Source organism: Aromatoleum evansii (assembly GCF_045689615.1).
GTDB lineage: Bacteria > Pseudomonadota > Gammaproteobacteria > Burkholderiales > Rhodocyclaceae > Aromatoleum > Aromatoleum evansii.
The window spans coordinates 3,663,433-3,681,399 of sequence record NZ_CP141259.1 but is presented as its reverse complement, the minus strand read 5'-3'; the positions used below and the strand labels follow the sequence as shown (position 1 = coordinate 3,681,399).

Genomic DNA, 17,967 nt, shown 5'->3' with positions numbered 1-17,967 from the left:
GGCTCCCGGTTTCCGGGCGGCTTGCCCGCCCGGGTGAACTTGATGGTTACTTCTTGCCGCCGCCGGAGTTGCGAGCAGCCGCAGCCTGTGCGCGAGCGGCGAAACTGCCGGCAGGTGTCTTGCCGCCATGGCTGCGTGCGGTGGCGGATTGGATGCGAGCAGCGGCGGCCGGGGTCATGGCGCCGGCGGAGGGGGTAGAGCCGGATTTCTGAGTCATTGCTTCACCTTTCGAAAGAGTCATTGCCGGGACTGGCAACGGGGTGAAGCGTATGGAATCGGTCGCGCGGCGTCGTCCGCGTGGATGGTCAGAAAATCTGGAAAAATGCAGAACTCCGAAGCCGACTCCGTCCTATCTGGACGCAGAGATCATCTCGTGCTGCCGATACCAGTCCAGCGGCACGGTGTTTCTCTGCAAGGCTTCGAGCGTGAAGGTCGGTGCCAGGCACCCTTCCAGTATCGCAGCCACGATGTCGGGCGCGAGCAGCGTGAATCGCAACGCGTCGTTGACCGTGACCCGATGCAGTCCTTCGCGCTCGGCGATCTCGGCTGCGCTCGTTACTGTCCCGCCGTCGAGGAGCTTTTGCCAGTAGAACCCGCGGGCGAGCGCCTTGAGCAGCGTTGGATCGTGGTTGGGCGGGATGGCCGGCATGAGTGTGCCGATCTTGACTGGCGCATCGACGCCCGCCGGCGCGACAACTACCTTCTGGATCCCTCTCTTCTTGAACGTGAGGGGCACGAAGGTGGTGACCCGCACCTCGCCGGCCTCAAGCGGATGCCGGCGATCGAAGGGTTGCCCGGCAGGGACGAGCTTTTTCCGCGTCCGGTTCATTGCGCAGCCTCCACTTCCAACATCTCGCCGCCGATGGTGTTGGATGCGAGTTCACCGGCCAGTTCCTCCCAGCCGACCTCCCGCCACACGATGTCGATCCCGTCCGAGAGCAACACCACGCGCTGGATGAGGAGATTGATGAGCCGCACCTGTTCGGCAGGGAACAATGCTTTCCACACCTCTGCCAGCCGGCGCATGGCCAGCACCACGGTCGGCTCGGCGATCTCCGGGTACTGCACCCGCACCTGGTTCCAGACTGCCTGCACGGACTCGGGCGACTGCAGCGCCTGCAGCAGCAGATTCACCACCACCTCCTCGATCTGATCGGCCGGAATCAGCCCGGTGGCGCTGGTGCGATAGCCGTAGCGCTTGTCCGCCTTCGGGATGTAGTAGCGGTAGCGCTTGCCGGATTTCTTGGTTGTGAAGGTGATGTGGTGTCCGCGCGCGTTGAATTTTGACCCCCCGTGTGCACCGAATTCTGACCCCGGGGGTTTAGCCGTTCATCATTGATTGGCTGGAGTGAAGTGTAGTCGTATCGACCGAGGGGGAGGAAGCGGCGAAGGGCGTAGCCCGCAGCCGCTTCCTCCCCCTCGGGGCTCAGAATGGCGCGTCCGGCTCCGCGGTCACATCCAGGGACTCGACGGGCCGCGCCGCTCGGCTCACCTCGCGCGCCCGGACGCGCGCCTTGGCCGTCTGACTGCTTTGCTGGAAACGGAAGGATTCGTTGCCCGTTTCCACGATGTGGCAGTGGTGCGTGAGACGGTCGAGCAGCGCAGTGGTCATCTTCGCGTCGCCGAACACGGCGGGCCATTCGGCAAAGGTCAGGTTCGTCGTGATGATCACGCTGGTGCGCTCGTAGAGCTTGGAGATCAGGTGGAAGAGCAAGGCTCCCCCGGCCTGGCTGAAGGGTAGATAGCCCAGTTCGTCGAGGATCACGAGATCGACGTGCATCAGCGCGTGCGCGAGCCGCCCCTGTTTGCCTGCGGCCTTCTCCAGTTCCAGACTGTTGGCGAGCTCGACGGTGGAGAAGAAGCGTACCCGCTTGCCGTGCTCAGTGATCGCCTTGACGCCCAGTGCGGTCGCCAGATGAGTCTTGCCGGTCCCGGTGCCGCCGATGAACACGACGTTGGCGGCGGCATCGGTGAAGGCGGCGGTGGCGAGTTCATCGATCAACTTCGCATCGACTTTCGACTTGCCGAAGTCGAAGCCGGACAGATCGCGGTGCATGGGGAAACGCGCCGCCCCCATCTGATAGCGGATTGAACGCACATGCCGGTCGGTGACCTCGGCCTCGAGCAGACACTGAATGAGCCAGCCGGCGCTCTGGATGCCGACCCCGCCTTCCGCGAGCAATTCATCGTAACGCTGGGCCATGCCGTGCAGACGCAGCGATTTCAGTTCGGCGACAATCTCACGCATGATCGTTCTCCGCGTGCAGACGGTCATAGCGGCCGGCGTCGGCAAGCGGTGCCTCGGTCACCGCGAGTACCGTGTCGAGTGGTGTCGGTGGGGGCGCCTGGCGCAGGCGGGCGAGCACATTCTTGACGTGCTCCGCGCTGGGCGTGCCGGATTCGAGGATCAGTTCGACCGCCACCAGCACGTTCTCCAGGCCGTGTCGGGGGACGTGCGCCAGAATGTCGGCCATCAGCCGATCGCCGCCCGGGCGTTTGACGAGCAGCGCCCGCAGTCGCTGTAGCGGCGCCGGCAAGCCCTCGAAGGGCGCACCGTTACGCAAGGCACCCGGCTTGCGTTCGAGCAGCGGCAGGTAGTGCTGCCAGTCGTAGATGACCTGGCCGCGCTCGAAGCTGCGCGCATGGGTGGCGACCAGGCCGTCCTCGGCATGGATCTCGATCCGCTCGGGGTACAGCCGCAGGCTCACCTTCTGGTTGGCGAAGGCGCACGGGACCGAGTAGCGATTGCGCTCGTTCGTCACGAGACTGGTACTGGACACCGGCACGATCGCCTCCACGTAGCCATCGAAGCTCGGCACCATTGGCATCAAGGCATCGCGCTCAAGCGTGAGGGCGTCGGCGATGGTGAGGTGCTCGGCGTCCGGGTACGCCAGTTCCGACCACAGCGCCTGGCAGCGCACCTCGAGCCAGGCGTTCAGTTCGGTGAAGCTGCCGAAGCGCCGTTGCAGCGCCTCCTGCCACAGGCGCCGCCGGCTGTCCTGCACGTTCTTCTCGACGACCCCTTTCTCCCAGCCGCTGGCGACGTTGCAGAAGTCCGGATCGAACAGGTAGTGCGACGCCATCGCCGCGAACCGCGTATTGACGATGCGCCGCTTGCCCACGCCAACCTTATCGACGGCGGTCTTCATGTTGTCGTAGATGCCGCGTCGGGGAATGCCGCCGAACACCCGGAACGCACGCGTGTGCGCATCGAACAGCATCTCATGGCTCTGCGTCGGGTAGGCCGCGAGCATGAAGGCGCGGCTCGCACAGAGCTTCGTGTGCGCGAGCAGCACCTTGCGATGGAAGCCGCCGATCACCAGCGACTCCTCGCTCCAGTCAAACTGGAAGGCCTCGCCGAATTCGAATTTGAGCGGGATGAAGCTCGATTTCGCCGGCTTCCCACCGGCCTCGCGCCAGCGTCGCACGTACTCGCTCACCCGCGAGTAGCTGCCCGTGAAGCCCAACTCCTGCAACTGCCGAAACAGCACCAGCGCCGTGCGCCGCTCCCGCTTCGCCCGGCGGGCGTCCGCCTCGAGCCACTGAACGAGGCGCGTCTCGAAGGGCGCCAGCACCGTCTCCCGCGCCGTTCGCCGGTACTTCGGTTCGGCCCCTTCGCCCGCCCTCAGCCATTGCCGCACCGTGTTGCGCGACAGCCCCGTGCGCCGGCAGATCTCCTTGATCGACAGCCCGTCGCGAAAGTGCAACCGCCGAATCTTGCCCAGCATGTTCATGGTGATCATCTCCTCGAACCCTGCTCAAACATCGAGCAGGCAGGTTAATCACCGGGGTCAATTTTCAGCGCGCATAACCCGCGAAAGGGGGTCAATTTTCAATGCGTAGCAACATCCGCCCGCATCCGGGCCTGCACCGAGTGTCCCGATAGGAAGCGGGCGGGTCGGCCGCTGGCTGGCGCCCAGGTGAGCATAGCGACCATCTCGCGCAGGCGGCTGCGCAGCTGACGAAACCGCGCTGGGGCGGACGTCTCGTCCTGCTCAGTGAAAAAGCGCCGTGCGTCGTCGAGATTGGCGAGGAAGTTCGGCGCGGCCTCGACCTTGGCGCGTTGCGGCAGGGTCATTGGTCGGTGGAGTCGGCCAAGGCCTGCATCAGCTCCGCGGCCGACACCCGCTCACCTGAAAGCACCTGCCGCAGTCCTTCTTCTGCCTCCTGCAGCAGGACAAGCCCCGCGTGCTCCGCCTCGAGCGCATGGTAGTAGTCGAGCTTGCGGGCATCGACCAGCGCGACGAAGCTCGAACCGTTCTTCGTGAGAATTTTTTCGGCACCCGCGCCGACAACCTCTTCGGCGAGTTCTGTCAGGCGCGCGCGGGCCTCGCTAATCGGGACAATATCGCGGCTTCGCAAATTCATTACAGTATCCGTTAATGAATCCATCAACCCATTATAGTGCCCCGGCCCACAAAGCGGGAGCCGCGGTCGAGGATGCTGTCGCCCAGCAGGTGGTCGTTGAGTTCGTCGCGGAGGACGGCGGGACCTACACGCGGGCGTCGGTCCGCGCTCGAATCTTCTTCGACTCCACCGGGTAGAACGGTACCCGCGGCCGAGCGTCCCGTTGAGCTTCTTGAGGCACGGCGGCCGAACTTGGAGCGGCTGTTCGGTACTTTTCAAGCGACCCCTGCCGTTCCACTCAGCTTTGAAGCCGGCGGAGGGCGAAGCAAGCGCGCACTGTTCCAGTTCGACGATTCGCCTGATGCCCCCTGACGCGTCGAATTCGCGAGACAATTTCCGGAGATGAAGTGAGGGCCTGCAGTGGGGAGGGAGGCGCCAATGAGGACCGCAATCGGCAAAACTCGAGCTTCTGGTCGGATGTTCGGCCCGACCCCACTCCCGGCCCGGGACGAAGGAACTCAGTCTTATACGGGCAGTCTGCCGGTGTGCCCGGGCAACGTGGCCGTTGAGTTCACTCAGCGGGGGGGCGAACAAGAGCGGCTGCGGCAGGGGGCGAACGATAAGCTGTGCGCGGCGCTGAACCGCTTTCACGAGGAGCACGGTTCGTTTGCCGCCGAATATTCGAATCTATGAATCGGTCAGGCCCGTCACGGCGGGCACCATCCGGAGCACGTCCGCGGCGAGGCCCACCCGTCCTCTTCGCGGGGCACACGGTCGCGCGGTAATCGCTCCGCAGTAGCCGAAGTCATTCTGGGGTTGTTGGTCACGGTAGGGGTGCAGCACACTCGCGATGAGGGCGCTCCGCGGGCGCCCGGCGGGGGTAGAAGTTGCGCGCTCACCTTCGAGTTCGCCTGACCAGCAGTCCGCTTCTACTTCCGCAGTGCGAGGATGAAACTGTGACCAAGCCCCTCGACCTTCGGGTCAGGGGCGATTTGAGATAAGCTGTCTGGGTCGGGCGCCCCATAGCGGACCCGCGGTGGCGTCCCGTTCCCGCAGGGTGCTGCGCGGACAGCTTGGTGGGTGATTGCGACGTGATGGTCGGTCGGTCCTCATGCGGTCGGAGACCCCCTGGCGTGACTTCCGGGGGTGCGCTTTCATCTCGTCGAGAACAAAAACGGGGAAAAGCCACGTCGTTTCACGGAAATTTTTTTGGCCATGAATTGCTTTATTTCGTGCCGATTGGCCAGGTTATGGTTTTCGAGGTTCGGCTGCGTGGGTGGAAGTGACTCCTCAGTGCGTTTTCAGGCCCGTTGGTGGTCGCGAGTTCGGTAGTTCTTGGCCACTTTATGCTTTATTCCGTGCCAGTAAATGCTTAACGGCACAACTCGGTTGGTTTTTTTTCGTCCGTCCCCCGGTTGTAGCGCACTGATAGGATCGGGAAATAATGCCGGGCCAATCAGCTCCTCGGGGGTGAAGCGCGGGTTGCACTCGCGACCCGCTCACCGTATTGATTGGCTCGAGGCCGAAATGACCAACAACACTGCTACGAAGCGCAGTAGGTCATTTGATGTTTGAAGGGCCTTGACCGGGCAGCGGAGCCGGCAATAGTGATTGCAATGATTGCGGTCCGCGCCAAAATGCAAGCATTGCAATCGTCAGGGGAGCGCCATGGCGACCAATCTTGTTGTGCGCAACGTCGAGCCCGAGGTCGCGCAGGCCTTGAAGGAGGCGGCGGCTCGGCACGGGCGTAGTGCTGAAGCGGAGCATCGCGAAATTTTGCGGGTCGCCCTTTCGCGACCGGCTCGCCGAACCTTCAAGGACGTGCTTGCGAGCATGCCCGACGTGGGTACCGACGAAGACTTCAACTTTAGGCAGGGCTGATGTACCTGCTCGACACCAGCATCATCAGCGAGCTGCGCAAAGGCGGGCGGCAGATTGTCGGCGAACAGTTTGTCGAGACAAATCCCGCCGTGCAGTGCGATGGTTAGCCATGCCTTCAGGGTGGGGATGCCGCCCTTGTTGAGCCAGTGCGAGATGCCGCTCTTCGAGAAGCCGTAACGGCTCGCAAAGGTACTCGGCCGTCCGTCGGCCATCCGCTCGATGACCGTCTCGAGCAGCGGGACCAGTCCGGCGGAGGCAATCTTTGGAGAAAATCGGGAACAACGAACCGACGAAGCTGATTGCATGGCGTATCCGTTCGTAGTGCGACGCACTCGGCCGATGCGGTGATTAGCAGTCTCATTCTCCGCGCTGAACGCGGAGAATGACTTGCCTGTGCGGTGAATCGGGCGTTTAATCTCCGCATGAATTGCGGAGAAAAACTCTACATCTGGCAGGCCGGCGACTGGCCGGCCTGGCGCTATGACCTGGCGGCGCTGACTGGGCCGTTGACCGAGGTCAGCCGCGCCCAGGGCCTGTTGCTGGGCCGTCTGGCCGACGTGGGCATGGCGCTGCGCGATCAGGCCAGTCTTGCCGCGCTCACCGAGGACGTGGTCAAGACCAGCGAAATCGAGGGCGAGGTCCTCAACGTCGAATCGGTGCGCTCGTCCATCGCCCGGCGTCTGGGCGTGGACATCGGAGCGATCGCGCCGGTGGATCGACACGTCGAGGGCGTGGTCGATATGGTGCTCGATGCCACGTCCCACGCCCCCTCCCCACTGACCGCCGAGCGCCTATTCGGCTGGCATGCAGCGCTGTTCCCCACCGGCTACTCGGGCATGAACAAGCTCGCCGTGGGCCAGTGGCGCGATGATGCCGCCGGGCCGATGCAGGTGCTTTCCGGCCCGGTGGGGCGACGCAAGGTTCACTTCCAGGCACCGCCCGCCGATGTGCTGCCCGTCGAGACGGCACGCTTTCTGGCGTGGGCCAACGCGGACACCGGTGAGCCTGCGCTCATAAAGGCGGGGCTGGCGCATCTGTGGTTCGTCACGCTGCACCCCTTCGACGATGGCAACGGACGCATCGCCCGCGCCGTGGGTGATCTGTTCCTGGCCCGCGCCGACGGCAGTCCGCAACGCTTCTACAGCCTGTCGGCGCAGATCCAGCGCGAGCGCAAGGACTACTACGACGTGCTTGAGCGCACGCAGAAGGGTACGCTCGATGTCACCGGCTGGTTGTCATGGTTCCTCGACACGCTCGGGCGGGCCGTCACCAGCGCGCAGATCACACTGGATGCCGTGCTGGTCAAGGCGCGCTTCTGGCAACGCTGTGCGGGCACGCCGTTGAACGAGCGGCAGGTGGAACTGCTCAACCGCCTGCTCGACGGCTTCGAGGGCAAGCTCACCAGTAGCAAGTGGGCCTCCATCGCCAAGTGTTCGCCCGACACCGCGCTGCGCGACATCACGCAGTTGCTGGAACTGGGCGTGCTGAAGAAATCGCCCGGCGGCGGGCGCAGCACCGGCTACGAGCTGGCGGGCCAGTCACGCCCGGCAGGCCCAGGGCAGTGGCTCAGCCAAGACCTTCGTCGTGGTCGATGATGACCGGGTAGCGGGCTATTTCAGTTTAACCGTCGGCCAGATCGATACGCTCGACGCGCCGGAGCGCATCAGAAAAGGGATGGGGCAGTACTCGTTGTCGGTGGTGATCCTGGCGCGGCTGGCGGTTTCGGCGCAAGATCAGGGGCGAGGCGTAGGCTTCGGTCTGCTTACGCTGAACCATGAGCTGAAGGCGCTCCATGCCTCGTCGGCGCTCGTTGGGAACGTGTTCGGCTACTGATCGGAACGCAATACAGCACCGCTGATGGCCGCGCTCGCCTCTCGTGGCCACTGTCGGGAGTGGGGTAGGCGTGATGCATCTTCGATGCCGCGTCCATAGTGCGAACTGCACTTGTACTTAAAGCATGTTTGAAGCGTGCCGTGGCGGGCGGGGGCGACGGTGATCGAACTTATGCCGTGAGCAAAACCGTGGAGGCCACGCCCCGATGCAATTGATCCACCCGGCCGCAGCCCCGACGCAGGACAACGCGATGACAGCACCCCAGCCCAACAATCCGCTGCACGGCCTTACCCTCGAGCGGATCATGACCGAACTGGTGGCGCGCTTCGGCTGGGCGGCGCTCGGGCGGCGGATCGACATTCGCTGCGTCAACCACGAGCCGAGCCTCGCCTCGAGCCTCAAGTTCCTGCGCCGCACGCCGTGGGCGCGCGAACAGGTGGAGGCGCTGTATCTTGACACGCTGCGCGCCAGGCCGGCCGAGCGGCGGCAGGCAAGACCTGAACCACAAGGCGGACACCGATGCGCCCCCACGTGACCGTCTCGCCCGACGAAGTCGAGATCACCGCGATCCGCGCCCAGGGCGCCGGCGGACAAAACGTCAACAAGGTGTCGAACGCGGTGCATCTGCGCTTCGACATCGCCGCCTCGTCCCTGCCCGAGGAAATCCGTGCGCGGCTGCTGCAGCTCGGTGACCAGCGCATCAGCAAGGACGGCGTCGTGATCATCAAGGCGCAGAAGTTCCGCAGCCTGGAGAAGAACCGGGCCGAGGCGCTGCGGCGGCTGGAAGAACTGATCAACCGCGTGGCGGCACCGCCCAAGGCCCGCCGCGCCACGCGACCGACGCGCGCCTCCGTGACCCGGCGCCTGGAGGGCAAGGCGCGGCGCGCCTCGGTGAAAGCGGGACGGGGGAAGGTGGGCGAATAGGGCGTGGGGCCGGCCGATGGCACTGAGCTTGCCCCCGAAAAACGGGCGCAGGTGATGCAGCTTCCATTGGAAGACTTTCTCGATGCTGAACCTGCCGGGGGCATCATTCGAGCAGGAAGTTCGTCGCGGGTGCGGCGAGGCGTTCATGCGGCGCCTGCGCTTCGTCCTTGAGTAATACGCCGGACAACTGTCTGCTGCGCGCCTCGCCCATCAGCCAGTGCAACTTGTCGGCTGCGTGCTCGATGTCGAGTCCTTCGCGCCGGATGTTGGAGATGCAGTTGCGCTGCGCGTCGATCGTGTCGATGCGGGGCTGCCATGTGAGGTAGATGCCCATGCTGTCGGGGGAACTGAGGCCGGGCCGTTCGCCGATGAGGATGGCGACCATGCGGGCGTGCAGCGTCATGGCGATGTCGTCGCCGAGGGCGACGCGGGCCTGCTCGGCGATCACGAGCGGCGCGAGCGTCCAGGCGGAGGCGCTTAGGCGAGGCAAGAGGGCGTCGAGGAAGGGCAGGGCGTTCTGTTCGATGGCGAAGGCGGAAAGGCCGTCCGCGAGCACGATGGCGAGGTCGTAGGCCGCGTCGTCTGCGGCGCCGAGTGTCGCGAGCCTTGCGCGCGAGGCTTCGTCGAGGCGCCGCCCGAGATCGGGGCGCTGCAGGTAGGTGCGGCGATCGGGGGCGGCGCTGCGCACCGTGGCGACGGCACGTCCGCGTTGCACAAGACCCGCGCGCAGGTCCTCCGTTGCGAGGATGTGATGGACGGCGTCACGCGCGCGGGCGTGGGCGAGCTGGAATGCGAGTTGGGCCTGGGTCGGGATGCTGGTGCCGGCACGTCCGAGCGCGATGCGGGCCGGGGTGAAGCGGCGGAGCCTTCCCCAGGGGGAGGGGAGGATGGGCGCGTCGGCGGGTTCGTCCATCACGGCATCCTCAGTCGAGCTGCGCCAGCGCATGGCGGAAGGGAGCGGGGAGGTCTTTCGCGAGCGCGAGTGCTTCGCCCGGTGCGAAGATGCCGATGTCGCGCAGCCAGGCTTCGAACTCGGGTGCAGGGCGCAGGCCGAGGAGCTGGCGGACGTACAGGGCGTCGTGGAAGGACGTGGTCTGGTAGTTGAGCATGACGTCGTCCGAGCCGGGCACGCCCATCACGTAATTGACGCCGGCGGCCGCGAGGAGCGTCAGGAGCGCGTCCATGTCGTCCTGGTCGGCATCGGCATGGTTCGTGTAGCAGACGTCGCAGCCCATCGGCACGCCCAGCAGCTTGCCGCAGAAGTGGTCTTCGAGGCCGGCGCGGGTGATCTGCTTGCCGTCGTACAGGTATTCCGGTCCGATGAAGCCGACGACGGTGTTCACCAGCAGCGGTTCGAACCTGCGTGCGACGGCGTAGGCCCGCGCCTCGCAGGTCTGCTGGTCAACGCCGTGATGGGCGTTGGCCGACAGGGCACTGCCCTGGCCGGTTTCGAAGTACATCACCTTGTCGCCGACGGTGCCGCGCCGCAGCGACAGCGCGGCGTCGCGTCCTTCGGCGAGCAGGGCGAGGTTGACGCCGAAGCCCGCGTTCGCGGACTCGGTGCCCGCGATGGACTGGAATACGAGGTCGACCGGCGCGCCGCGGCGGATCGCCTCGATGGTGGTGGTGACGTGGGTGAGGACGCAGGCCTGGGTGGGGATGCGGTACTTGGCGATGATGGCATCGAGCATGTGGAGCAGCGTCGTCACCGTCTGCACGTTGTCGCTGGCAGGATTCACGCCGATGACGGCGTCGCCGCAGCCGTACATCAGGCCGTCGACGATGCTGGCGGCCACGCCGGCGGGGTCGTCAGTCGGGTGGTTGGGCTGCAGGCGGGTGGCCATGCGGCCGGCGAGGCCGATGGTGTTGCGGAAGGCGGTGACGACGCGGCATTTCTTCGCGACGAGGATCAGGTCCTGCACACGCATGATCTTGCTGACGGAGGCCGCCATCTCGGGCGTGAGTCCCGGCGCGAGTGCCGCGAGCGTGGCCTCGTCGGCCGTTTCGGAGAGCAGCCAGTTGCGGAAGTCCCCGACGGTGAGGTGGCTGACGGGCGCGAAGGCGGCCTTGTCGTGCCCGTCGATGATGAGGCGGGTGACTTCGTCCGCCTCGTAGGGGATCGGCACTTCGCTGAGGAAGGTTGTCAGCGGCAGTTCGGCGAGCGCCATCTGCGCGGCGATGCGCTCCTCGTCGCTGCCTGCCGCGATGCCGGCGAGCTGGTCGCCCGAGCGCGCCGGCGTGGCCTTGGCAAGCAGGCTCTTCAGGTCGGCGAACCGGTGGCTCGTTCCATCCACGGTGTGCGCATAAGGCATGGTGTCCGGTTCCGGGGGCTGGGGCGGGATAGTCGTCGTGCGCGCCTCCGGGGCCGGCATCGGTGGCCTTGGCGCGGGAACGGCATGTATGGATTGTAGTCAATGCCCGGTCCCGGTCCGGGGCGCGCACGGGCCAGCGGCTCGGAAAGCGCTCCCCGATCGAGCCGAGGCGCCCGTACGGTCGAGCGAGGGGCGGTCGCCGAGCGTTGGGCGCATAATTATTATTTGTTCCCGACGAAGGAGACGCGCATGGAGCACGTGCTGGGCGTGATTTTGCTCTTCGGCATCATCGCCTGGGCCTGTGTCCGGGCGATGCGCGGACCGCGCTCGAAGCCGTAGCCGTGTGATCGTGCCAGCTGGTGGGCGCTGGTCGCAGCAGGTCACCGAAACCAGCCGCGCGCTGGATCTCGAGCCAGGGGTCTTTGCGCTCGAGGATCCGCGGGAAATCGCGTTGTCGTTGCAGCGGTCCGCCGAGGCGAGCGTGAGGCGGAAGACCGACCCCTTCCGCTCGGCGATGTCGATGCTGAACTTCTACATCAACCGCGCGGGCAGGAATCTCTCGCCGGAGCGCCGCGCCTGCCTGGAGGCGGCGAAGCACGAGCTGCGTCGCCTGTACGGCCGGACGAGCTCGCACGAGGACGGCTGAACCGGCGCCTCAGGGCGTTTCCGCGCTGCCGGCGCGGGCATCGACGTCCTCGGCGACGTAACGGCGCATCTGCGGGGCTTCGGGCCCGACATGGAAGGCGAGGCGGCGCTCGCGCAGGCCGAGATCGGCGGCGGTGAAGCGTTCTAGGCGCCGCTGGTGCTCGACCCAGTTCTCGTCGAGGAAATACTCGATGTAGCGCTCGGGGCGCGTCGTGTCGCGGAACAGGCCCCAGGACTGCGCCCCCTGGCGCAGCCGGGCGCGGCGGGTTTCCTGCATCACGGCACTGAATTCGGCCGCCCGCGCAGGGTCGATCAGGTACTCGACGGTCACCATCACGGGCCCCTCACCGGGCTGGATCTCGATTGCCGGCGGGGGGACGCGCGTGACCGGCTTGGCGGGCGTGAGGTCCTCGTCGTGGGCGCCGATCGTGACGTGGCGGCGTGTCAGCAGCAGAACGGCCGGGCCGACGACCGAGGCGACGAGGATGCTGACCGTGACCGACGTCAGGTTCGCGACGTAGCCCCACAGGGCGGCACCGGCCGCGCTGCCGCCCATCAGCGCCATCTGGTAGATCGACATGCCGCGTGCGCGCACCCAGTTCGGCAGCCCCATCTGCGCCGCCACGGTGAGCGAATTCGCCGTGGCGATCCACGCCATGCCGGCGACGAACATCGCCGGGACCGCGACCCACAGGGTCGGCACGAGCACGACGATGACCGCGCAGGCGGCATGCGCGAGCGTGCCCCAGCGCACGAAGGCTTCGCGCTCCAGCCGCTGCCGCAGGCGCGCGAGATTCAGCGCCGCGAAGATCGCGCCGCAGCCCATTGCCGCGAGCAGCGTGGTGTAGGTGCCGGCGCCGCCGCCATGAACGTCGCGGGCGACGAGCGGCAACAGCGCGGTGAGCGACGTGGATTGCAGGAAGAACAGGAAGATGCGGGCAAGCACCGCGCGCATCGGTGGCGACTGCACGACGTGCTGCAGGCCGAGGCGCATCGCGGCGAGGAAACGCTCGCCGGGCAGCGAGCTGGTTTTCGGTTCGGGGCGCCAACGCAGGATCAGCACGAACGCGAAGATCGCGAGGACCGCGTTGAGCAGGAAGACCCACGGGCTGCCGGCGCCGGCGAGCAGGGCGCCGGCGACGATCGGCCCGATCACGCGCGACATGTTCATCGCGACGCCGTTGAGCGCGAGCGCGGCGGGCAGGTCGTGGCGCGGCACCACATCCGGGATGATTGCGGCGAACACCGGCCAGCGCAGGGCGAGACCGATGCCGTTGGCGAAGGTGAGCGCGAGCAGCAGTTCGGCGGTCAGCAGGCCCGAGAAGGCGAGCCCGCTCAGCAGCACGGCGACCGTTGCGACCCACAGTTGCGTCGCGGCGAAGTATTTGCGCCGGTCGACGATGTCCGCGAGCGCGCCGCTCGGCAGGCCGAGCACGAACACAGGAAGGGTCGAGGCTGTCTGCACCATGGCGACCATGAAGGCGCTGCTGGTCAGCGAGGTCATGAGCCAGGCCGAGGCGACGTCGTTCATCCACATCGTGATGTTCGCGGCGAGCCAGGCGAGCCACAGCATGCGGAACATGGGTTGGCGCAGCGGCGCGAGGGCGGATGGACTGACGTCGGCTTCGTTGGGCAAGGCGATCTCTCCGGTGGCGTGTGGCCGCGGCGCCCGGGTGTGGGTCTTGTCGTGTTGTCCCGGCCGCGATGAGTATAGCGAGCCCCGCGGTTGCGCCGATCGCATATGCGGGTGGGGCCGCGTCAAGCGCACATGATAATCTCGCAGGTTTGCGGCCATCGCCCGAGAAATCCCGATAAGGAGTATCCATGCTGAAGCTGAAGAACGTCGCAGTCTCTCTCGCGCTGTGCGGCGCATTCGCCGCTCATGCCGAACCGGTCAAGGTCGGCGTCGCACTCGATATTTCGGGCCCCTTCGCGACGATCGGCGCGGAGACGCGCGACGGTCTGAACCTCGCCGTGGAGCGCCTGGGCAGCAAGCTGGGTGGGCAAGCGGCGGAATTCATCCAGCAGGACTTCGCGGGCAATCCGGAGCAGGCGACCCAGCTCGTCAACCGCTTCCTGCAGCGCGACAAGATCGACTTCTTCACCGGCCCGGTGGCCTCGAACTCGGCGCTGGCGGTGGGGCCGGCCCTGTTTGCGGCGAAGGTGCCCTTCCTGTCGAGCAATCCGGGGCCCAGCCTGTTCGCCGGCAAGCAGTGCAGCCCGTACTTCTTCGGCGTGTCGTACCAGAACGACACCTATGACGAGGCTGCCGGCAAGGTCGCCAACGAGAAGGGCTTCAAGAACATGGTCCTGATCGCGCCGAACTATCCGGCGGGCAAGGACCACATCGGCGGCTTCAAGCGTCTGTACAAGGGCACGGTGAAGGAGGAGATCTACACCAAGGTCGGCCAGATCGACTACGCGGCCGAGATCGCCCAGATCCGCGCGGCGAAGCCCGACGCGGTGTTCGTGTTCCTGCCCGCCGCGATGGGGATCAACTTCCTGAAGCAGTACGTGGGCAGCGGGCTGAAGGACATTCCGCTGATCTCGCCGGGATTCACCGCCGACCAGGACGTCATCGACGCGGTCGGCGAACCGACGCTGGGCATGCTCAACACCGCGCACTGGGCGCACGACCTCAAGGTGCCGGCCAACGTCGAGTTCGTCGAGGCCTTCCGCAAGAAGTACAACGGCCGCTACCCGACCGTGTACGCGGCCCAGGCCTACGACGTGGTGATGGCGATGGACGCCGCGGTGCGCGAGGTCGGCGGCAAGGTGGACAATCGCGAGGCGGTCGTCGCGGCGCTGAAGAAGGCGAACTTCAAGTCGGTGCGGGGCGAGTTCAAGTACGGCGCGAACAACTTCCCGGTGCAGAACTACTACCTGCGCGTGGTCGACAAGGATGCGAGCGGCAAGCTGACCAACAAGCTCGTCGGCACGGTGATGGAGAAGCATCAGGACGCGTACGTGGGGGATTGCAGGCAGTAAGGGGCTGGTCCCGTCGCCCGGTCTCGCCCGGGTTGCAACGAAGATGTGATCGGTGCGGGCGGGTGTCCCTCCCCCTTCAAGGGGGAGGACAGGTGGGGGATGGGTGGACTCCGCAGCGTCTGCAAGAAACCCATCCCCATCCTGACCTTCCCCTTGAAGGGGAAGGAACCTGCTAATCGGCTTCTCCGATGCACACGCGGGAACTCCTCCAGGCCTGAATCCGCACGCGCACAATAGGCTCCTTCAGAAGCGCACCATTACACCAAGATCTTTGCACCGTCCCCTTGAAGGGGGAGGAACACAGGCATCGGTCGAATATCCCCGCAGTCCCCATGGATCCAATCTTCATCTTCGAGCAGCTCCTCAACGGCGTCGGCTACGGCCTGATGCTGTTCCTGCTCGCTGCCGGCCTCACGCTCGTGTTCGGCATCATGGACACGATGAACCTCGCGCACGGCTCGCTGTACATGGCCGGTGCCTACATCGCGGCGCGCGTGCATGAGGCGGGTGGCAGCTTCGTCGGCGCGGTGCTGGTCGCGGTCGCGGCGACGGTGCTGGTCGCCTTCCTGCTCGAACTGCTGATCGTCCGCAAGCTCTATGCGCGCGACCACCTTGCGCAGGTGATCGCGACCTTCGGTGTGATCCTGATCGCCGATGACGCGGTGAAGGCCGTCTGGGGGCCTTCGCCGCTGATGGCGACGACCCCGGCCGCGCTTGCCGGGCCGGTGCAGCTGCTGCCCGAGCTGCCGTACCCCGCCTACCGGCTGGTGCTGCTGGCGGTGGGCTTGCTGGTCGCGGTGGGGCTGTACGTGCTCGTCAATCACACCCGTGTGGGCATGCTGGTGCGCGCGGGCGCATCGAATCGCCGGATGGCGGAATTCATGGGTGTGCGCGTCGGGCGCGTGTTCTCCTTCGTGTTCGCGCTCGGTGCGGCGCTTGCGGCGCTTGCAGGTGCCTTGATGGGGCCGATCTCGGCAGTGCAGATCGGCATGGGCGAGGCGATCCTGATCCCGGCGCTGGTGGTGATCGTCATCGGCGGCATCGGCTCGGTGCGTGGGGCTTTCGTCGCGGCGCTGCTGGTGGGGCTGGTCGATACCGCGGGGCGCGCCTTCCTGCCGCCGCTGCTGCGCTCGGTGCTGCCGCCTGCGCTCGCCGCCGACCTCGGCCCGGCCTTCGCGGGGATCGCGATGTACGTGCTGATGGCGGCGGTGCTGATCCTGAAGCCGGCCGGGCTATTCCCGGCGCGGGCGTGAGGGGGCGCGATGAGTGATGGCGTGATGTCTCGCACGCTGCCGGCGTCGGCGGCGGCACGCTGGCTGCCGTGGGCGCTGCTCGGGTTGCTGGCCCTCCTGCCGGTCGTCGGCGCGGAAATCGGCCTCGATTACTATGTCGGTTTCGTGCGCCGCATGCTGATCGTGATGATCGCGGCGACCGGCCTCAACTTCATCCTCGGCTACGGCGGCATGGCGGCGCTGGGGCATGCGGGTTTCATCGGCGTCGGCGCCTATACGGTCGTCGCGCTGGTCGATGCGGGCGCGAGTTCGGCGTGGTCGGCGTGGGGCGCCGCGGTGCTGGTGTCGGGGGCGTTCGCGGCGCTGATCGGGGCGGTGACCCTGCGCACGCGCGGGGTGTATTTCCTGATGATCACGCTCGCCTTCGCGCAGATGCTGTACTACCTCGCGGTGTCGCTGTCGGCATACGGCGGCGACGATGGCTACGGGCTGTATTCGCCGCTGGAGCTGGGCTTCGGCCGCACGACGGGCGACGCGGCGGTGTTCTTCTGGGTCGTGCTCGCGCTGGCCGCGCTGGTGTTCGCGTTTGCGAGCCGCGCCGCGGTGTCGCGCTTCGGCCACGCGCTGATGGGAATCCGCGACAACGAGACGCGCATGGAGGCGATGGGCTTTCCGGTCTATCGCCTCAAGCTCGTCGCCTTCACCGGCGCGGGCGCGCTCGCCGGGCTCGCCGGGGCGCTGCTCGCGAGCCACAACAACTTCGTCAGTCCCGCGACGATGCACTGGACCGAGTCCGCGACGCTGCTCGTGATGGTGGTGCTCGGCGGGCTCGGGCGGCGCTGGGGCGCGGTGCTGGGCGTCGCGGTGTGGCTGGCGCTGTCGGAGGTGCTGAAGCTGTACACGGAATACTGGCACTGGCCGCTGGGCCTGATGCTGATCGCGGTGGTGTTCGTCGCGCCGCGCGGGCTCGCGGGGCTGTTCGAGCGGAGGAAGGCATGACCCTCTTCGTCGCACAGGATCTCGTGAAACGCTTCGGCGGGCTGCTCGCGACCGACCACGTGAGCTTCGCCGTCGAGCACGGCGAAGTGCATGCGCTGATCGGGCCGAATGGGGCGGGGAAGTCGACGCTGGTGAATCTCGTCTCCGGACTGCTGCCGGCCGACGGCGGGCGCATTGTGCTCGACGGCATCGATCTGACCGCGATGAGCGCTCATGAGCGCGTGCGGCATGGCCTGTCGCGCTGCTTCCAGATCACCAGCGTGTTCCGCGGCGATTCCGTGCTCGATAACCTCCTGCTGGCCGCGCAGGCGCACGCAGGGTCGAGCTTCCGCTGCTTCGGGCGGCGCTCGGGGGAAGCGGCGCTAGGCGAACGGGCGCTGGAACTTGCGCACAAGGTCGGGCTGGAAGGCATGCTCGATCGAGAGGCCGGCACCTTGCCGCACGGCGTGCAGCGCAAGCTCGACGTTGCGCTGGCGCTCGCGGCGCGGCCGAAGCTGCTGCTGCTCGACGAACCGATGGCGGGCATGGGGCCGGAGGATTCGCAGCAGATGGTCGAACTGATCGCGCGCCTGCGGTCGGATGCGGCGATCCTGCTGATCGAGCATGACATGGACGCGGTGTTCCAGCTCGCCGACCGCATCTCGGTGCTGGACTACGGCAAGGTGCTCGCGTCCGGTGACACGACCTACATCCGCGAGCATCCGGAGGTGCAGGCGGTGTATCTGGGCACGGAGGAGGCGCGATGAGCGTGCCCGCCCGGCCGCCCGAAGGGCACGCTCTTCCTCCCGCGGGGAGGATGTCGCGTA

General features: G+C 66.5%; 21 protein-coding genes. 11 read left to right on the top strand and 10 right to left on the bottom strand.

The window, feature by feature from the left end:
• Nucleotides 1-46 precede the first annotated feature (46 nt).
• From U5817_RS17215 to U5817_RS17185, 7 genes are all read right to left on the bottom strand, one after another.
• On the bottom strand, nucleotides 47-217 hold the full coding sequence (locus tag U5817_RS17215; RefSeq protein WP_407278194.1) for a hypothetical protein: 171 nt from the start codon (nucleotides 215-217) through the stop codon (nucleotides 47-49).
• A 132-nt stretch (nucleotides 218-349) separates the two neighbouring features.
• Nucleotides 350-829: a site-specific recombinase resolvase gene (locus tag U5817_RS17210; protein WP_407278193.1), complete on the bottom strand. Its 480-nt coding sequence runs from the start codon at nucleotides 827-829 to the stop codon at nucleotides 350-352.
• Nucleotides 826-1,134 (bottom strand): hypothetical protein, encoded by a 309-nt coding sequence (locus tag U5817_RS17205; protein WP_407278192.1) that lies wholly within the window; start codon nucleotides 1,132-1,134, stop codon nucleotides 826-828. Before U5817_RS17205 ends, U5817_RS17210 begins: the two co-directional genes overlap by 4 nt.
• 292 nt (nucleotides 1,135-1,426) lie before the next feature.
• Nucleotides 1,427-2,251 carry an IS21-like element helper ATPase IstB gene (gene istB / locus U5817_RS17200; protein ID WP_407281012.1) on the bottom strand — a complete coding sequence of 275 codons (825 nt, stop codon included), beginning with the start codon at nucleotides 2,249-2,251 and terminating at the stop codon, nucleotides 1,427-1,429.
• Nucleotides 2,241-3,734 carry an IS21 family transposase gene (gene istA / locus U5817_RS17195; protein WP_407278191.1) on the bottom strand — a complete coding sequence of 498 codons (1,494 nt, stop codon included), beginning with the start codon at nucleotides 3,732-3,734 and terminating at the stop codon, nucleotides 2,241-2,243. The genes istB and istA overlap by 11 nt, the downstream gene beginning before the upstream one ends.
• 98 nt (nucleotides 3,735-3,832) lie before the next feature.
• Nucleotides 3,833-4,078: a hypothetical protein gene (locus U5817_RS17190; RefSeq protein ID WP_407278190.1), complete on the bottom strand. Its 246-nt coding sequence runs from the start codon at nucleotides 4,076-4,078 to the stop codon at nucleotides 3,833-3,835.
• A complete protein-coding gene (locus tag U5817_RS17185; protein WP_407278189.1) occupies nucleotides 4,075-4,368 on the bottom strand; it encodes a type II toxin-antitoxin system Phd/YefM family antitoxin in 294 nt (97 codons plus the stop codon). Before U5817_RS17185 ends, U5817_RS17190 begins: the two co-directional genes overlap by 4 nt.
• Nucleotides 4,369-4,785: 417 nt before the next feature.
• Here U5817_RS17185 and U5817_RS17180 point away from each other — a divergent pair, with 417 nt between their 5' ends.
• From U5817_RS17180 to arfB, 6 genes are all read left to right on the top strand, one after another.
• Nucleotides 4,786-5,040 carry a hypothetical protein gene (locus U5817_RS17180; protein WP_407278187.1) on the top strand — a complete coding sequence of 85 codons (255 nt, stop codon included), beginning with the start codon at nucleotides 4,786-4,788 and terminating at the stop codon, nucleotides 5,038-5,040.
• A 975-nt stretch (nucleotides 5,041-6,015) separates the two neighbouring features.
• The gene (locus tag U5817_RS17175; RefSeq protein ID WP_312662864.1) at nucleotides 6,016-6,228 is read left to right on the top strand and encodes a FitA-like ribbon-helix-helix domain-containing protein; all 213 of its coding nucleotides are present in this window, start codon (nucleotides 6,016-6,018) and stop codon (nucleotides 6,226-6,228) included.
• 398 nt (nucleotides 6,229-6,626) lie between these two features.
• A complete protein-coding gene (locus U5817_RS17170) occupies nucleotides 6,627-7,823 on the top strand; it encodes a Fic family protein (protein WP_407278186.1) in 1,197 nt (398 codons plus the stop codon).
• Complete coding sequence (locus tag U5817_RS17165) at nucleotides 7,813-8,061, top strand: hypothetical protein (RefSeq protein WP_407278185.1); 249 nt, start codon at nucleotides 7,813-7,815, stop codon at nucleotides 8,059-8,061. The genes U5817_RS17170 and U5817_RS17165 overlap by 11 nt, the downstream gene beginning before the upstream one ends.
• A 250-nt stretch (nucleotides 8,062-8,311) precedes the next feature.
• Nucleotides 8,312-8,596 (top strand): VF530 family DNA-binding protein, encoded by a 285-nt coding sequence (locus U5817_RS17160; protein WP_407281095.1) that lies wholly within the window; start codon nucleotides 8,312-8,314, stop codon nucleotides 8,594-8,596.
• Nucleotides 8,581-8,985 (top strand): alternative ribosome rescue aminoacyl-tRNA hydrolase ArfB, encoded by a 405-nt coding sequence (gene arfB, locus U5817_RS17155; RefSeq protein WP_407278184.1) that lies wholly within the window; start codon nucleotides 8,581-8,583, stop codon nucleotides 8,983-8,985. The genes U5817_RS17160 and arfB overlap by 16 nt, the downstream gene beginning before the upstream one ends.
• Nucleotides 8,986-9,088: 103 nt before the next feature.
• Here the strand turns inward: arfB and eutC are convergent, their stop codons facing one another.
• Together eutC and U5817_RS17145 are read right to left on the bottom strand one after the other, a co-directional pair.
• The gene (eutC, locus tag U5817_RS17150) at nucleotides 9,089-9,898 is read right to left on the bottom strand and encodes an ethanolamine ammonia-lyase subunit EutC (protein ID WP_407278183.1); all 810 of its coding nucleotides are present in this window, start codon (nucleotides 9,896-9,898) and stop codon (nucleotides 9,089-9,091) included.
• A gap of 10 nt (nucleotides 9,899-9,908) precedes the next feature.
• Entirely contained in the window at nucleotides 9,909-11,297 is a 1,389-nt protein-coding gene (locus U5817_RS17145; RefSeq protein ID WP_407278182.1) for an ethanolamine ammonia-lyase subunit EutB, read from the bottom strand.
• 343 nt (nucleotides 11,298-11,640) lie between these two features.
• On the opposite strand from U5817_RS17145, the gene U5817_RS17140 reads away from it, so the two are divergent.
• A complete protein-coding gene (locus tag U5817_RS17140; RefSeq protein ID WP_407278181.1) occupies nucleotides 11,641-11,943 on the top strand; it encodes a DUF3175 domain-containing protein in 303 nt (100 codons plus the stop codon).
• Nucleotides 11,944-11,952: 9 nt separating this feature from the next.
• Here the strand turns inward: U5817_RS17140 and U5817_RS17135 are convergent, their stop codons facing one another.
• Entirely contained in the window at nucleotides 11,953-13,578 is a 1,626-nt protein-coding gene (locus U5817_RS17135; RefSeq protein WP_407278180.1) for an MFS transporter, read from the bottom strand.
• A gap of 188 nt (nucleotides 13,579-13,766) precedes the next feature.
• Between U5817_RS17135 and U5817_RS17130 the strand changes: the two genes are divergently transcribed.
• The 4 genes from U5817_RS17130 to U5817_RS17115 all read left to right on the top strand — a co-directional run bounded on the left by U5817_RS17130 (nucleotide 13,767) and on the right by U5817_RS17115 (nucleotide 17,907).
• Complete coding sequence (locus U5817_RS17130) at nucleotides 13,767-14,930, top strand: ABC transporter substrate-binding protein (RefSeq protein WP_407278179.1); 1,164 nt, start codon at nucleotides 13,767-13,769, stop codon at nucleotides 14,928-14,930.
• 332 nt (nucleotides 14,931-15,262) lie between these two features.
• Nucleotides 15,263-16,183, top strand: a complete 921-nt coding sequence (locus U5817_RS17125) for a branched-chain amino acid ABC transporter permease (RefSeq protein WP_407278178.1) — start codon at nucleotides 15,263-15,265, stop codon at nucleotides 16,181-16,183.
• A gap of 24 nt (nucleotides 16,184-16,207) precedes the next feature.
• On the top strand, nucleotides 16,208-17,161 hold the full coding sequence (locus U5817_RS17120; protein WP_407278177.1) for a branched-chain amino acid ABC transporter permease: 954 nt from the start codon (nucleotides 16,208-16,210) through the stop codon (nucleotides 17,159-17,161).
• Nucleotides 17,158-17,907, top strand: coding sequence for an ABC transporter ATP-binding protein (locus U5817_RS17115; protein ID WP_407278176.1), 750 nt, complete (start codon nucleotides 17,158-17,160; stop codon nucleotides 17,905-17,907). The genes U5817_RS17120 and U5817_RS17115 overlap by 4 nt, the downstream gene beginning before the upstream one ends.
• The last annotated feature ends 60 nt before the right edge of the window (nucleotides 17,908-17,967 follow it).

Coding starts and splice junctions, on each gene's coding strand:
- U5817_RS17215 (WP_407278194.1), bottom strand. CDS start 217: ATGACTCAGAAATCCGGCTCTACCCCCTCCGCCGGCGCCATGACCCCG.
- U5817_RS17210 (WP_407278193.1), bottom strand. CDS start 829: ATGAACCGGACGCGGAAAAAGCTCGTCCCTGCCGGGCAACCCTTCGAT.
- istA (WP_407278191.1), bottom strand. CDS start 3,734: ATGAACATGCTGGGCAAGATTCGGCGGTTGCACTTTCGCGACGGGCTG.
- U5817_RS17190 (WP_407278190.1), bottom strand. CDS start 4,078: ATGACCCTGCCGCAACGCGCCAAGGTCGAGGCCGCGCCGAACTTCCTC.
- U5817_RS17185 (WP_407278189.1), bottom strand. CDS start 4,368: ATGAATTTGCGAAGCCGCGATATTGTCCCGATTAGCGAGGCCCGCGCG.
- U5817_RS17180 (WP_407278187.1), top strand. CDS start 4,786: ATGAGGACCGCAATCGGCAAAACTCGAGCTTCTGGTCGGATGTTCGGC.
- U5817_RS17175 (WP_312662864.1), top strand. CDS start 6,016: ATGGCGACCAATCTTGTTGTGCGCAACGTCGAGCCCGAGGTCGCGCAG.
- U5817_RS17160 (WP_407281095.1), top strand. CDS start 8,312: ATGACAGCACCCCAGCCCAACAATCCGCTGCACGGCCTTACCCTCGAG.
- arfB (WP_407278184.1), top strand. CDS start 8,581: ATGCGCCCCCACGTGACCGTCTCGCCCGACGAAGTCGAGATCACCGCG.
- eutC (WP_407278183.1), bottom strand. CDS start 9,898: ATGGACGAACCCGCCGACGCGCCCATCCTCCCCTCCCCCTGGGGAAGG.
- U5817_RS17145 (WP_407278182.1), bottom strand. CDS start 11,297: ATGCCTTATGCGCACACCGTGGATGGAACGAGCCACCGGTTCGCCGAC.
- U5817_RS17130 (WP_407278179.1), top strand. CDS start 13,767: ATGCTGAAGCTGAAGAACGTCGCAGTCTCTCTCGCGCTGTGCGGCGCA.
- U5817_RS17125 (WP_407278178.1), top strand. CDS start 15,263: ATGGATCCAATCTTCATCTTCGAGCAGCTCCTCAACGGCGTCGGCTAC.
- U5817_RS17120 (WP_407278177.1), top strand. CDS start 16,208: ATGTCTCGCACGCTGCCGGCGTCGGCGGCGGCACGCTGGCTGCCGTGG.
- U5817_RS17115 (WP_407278176.1), top strand. CDS start 17,158: ATGACCCTCTTCGTCGCACAGGATCTCGTGAAACGCTTCGGCGGGCTG.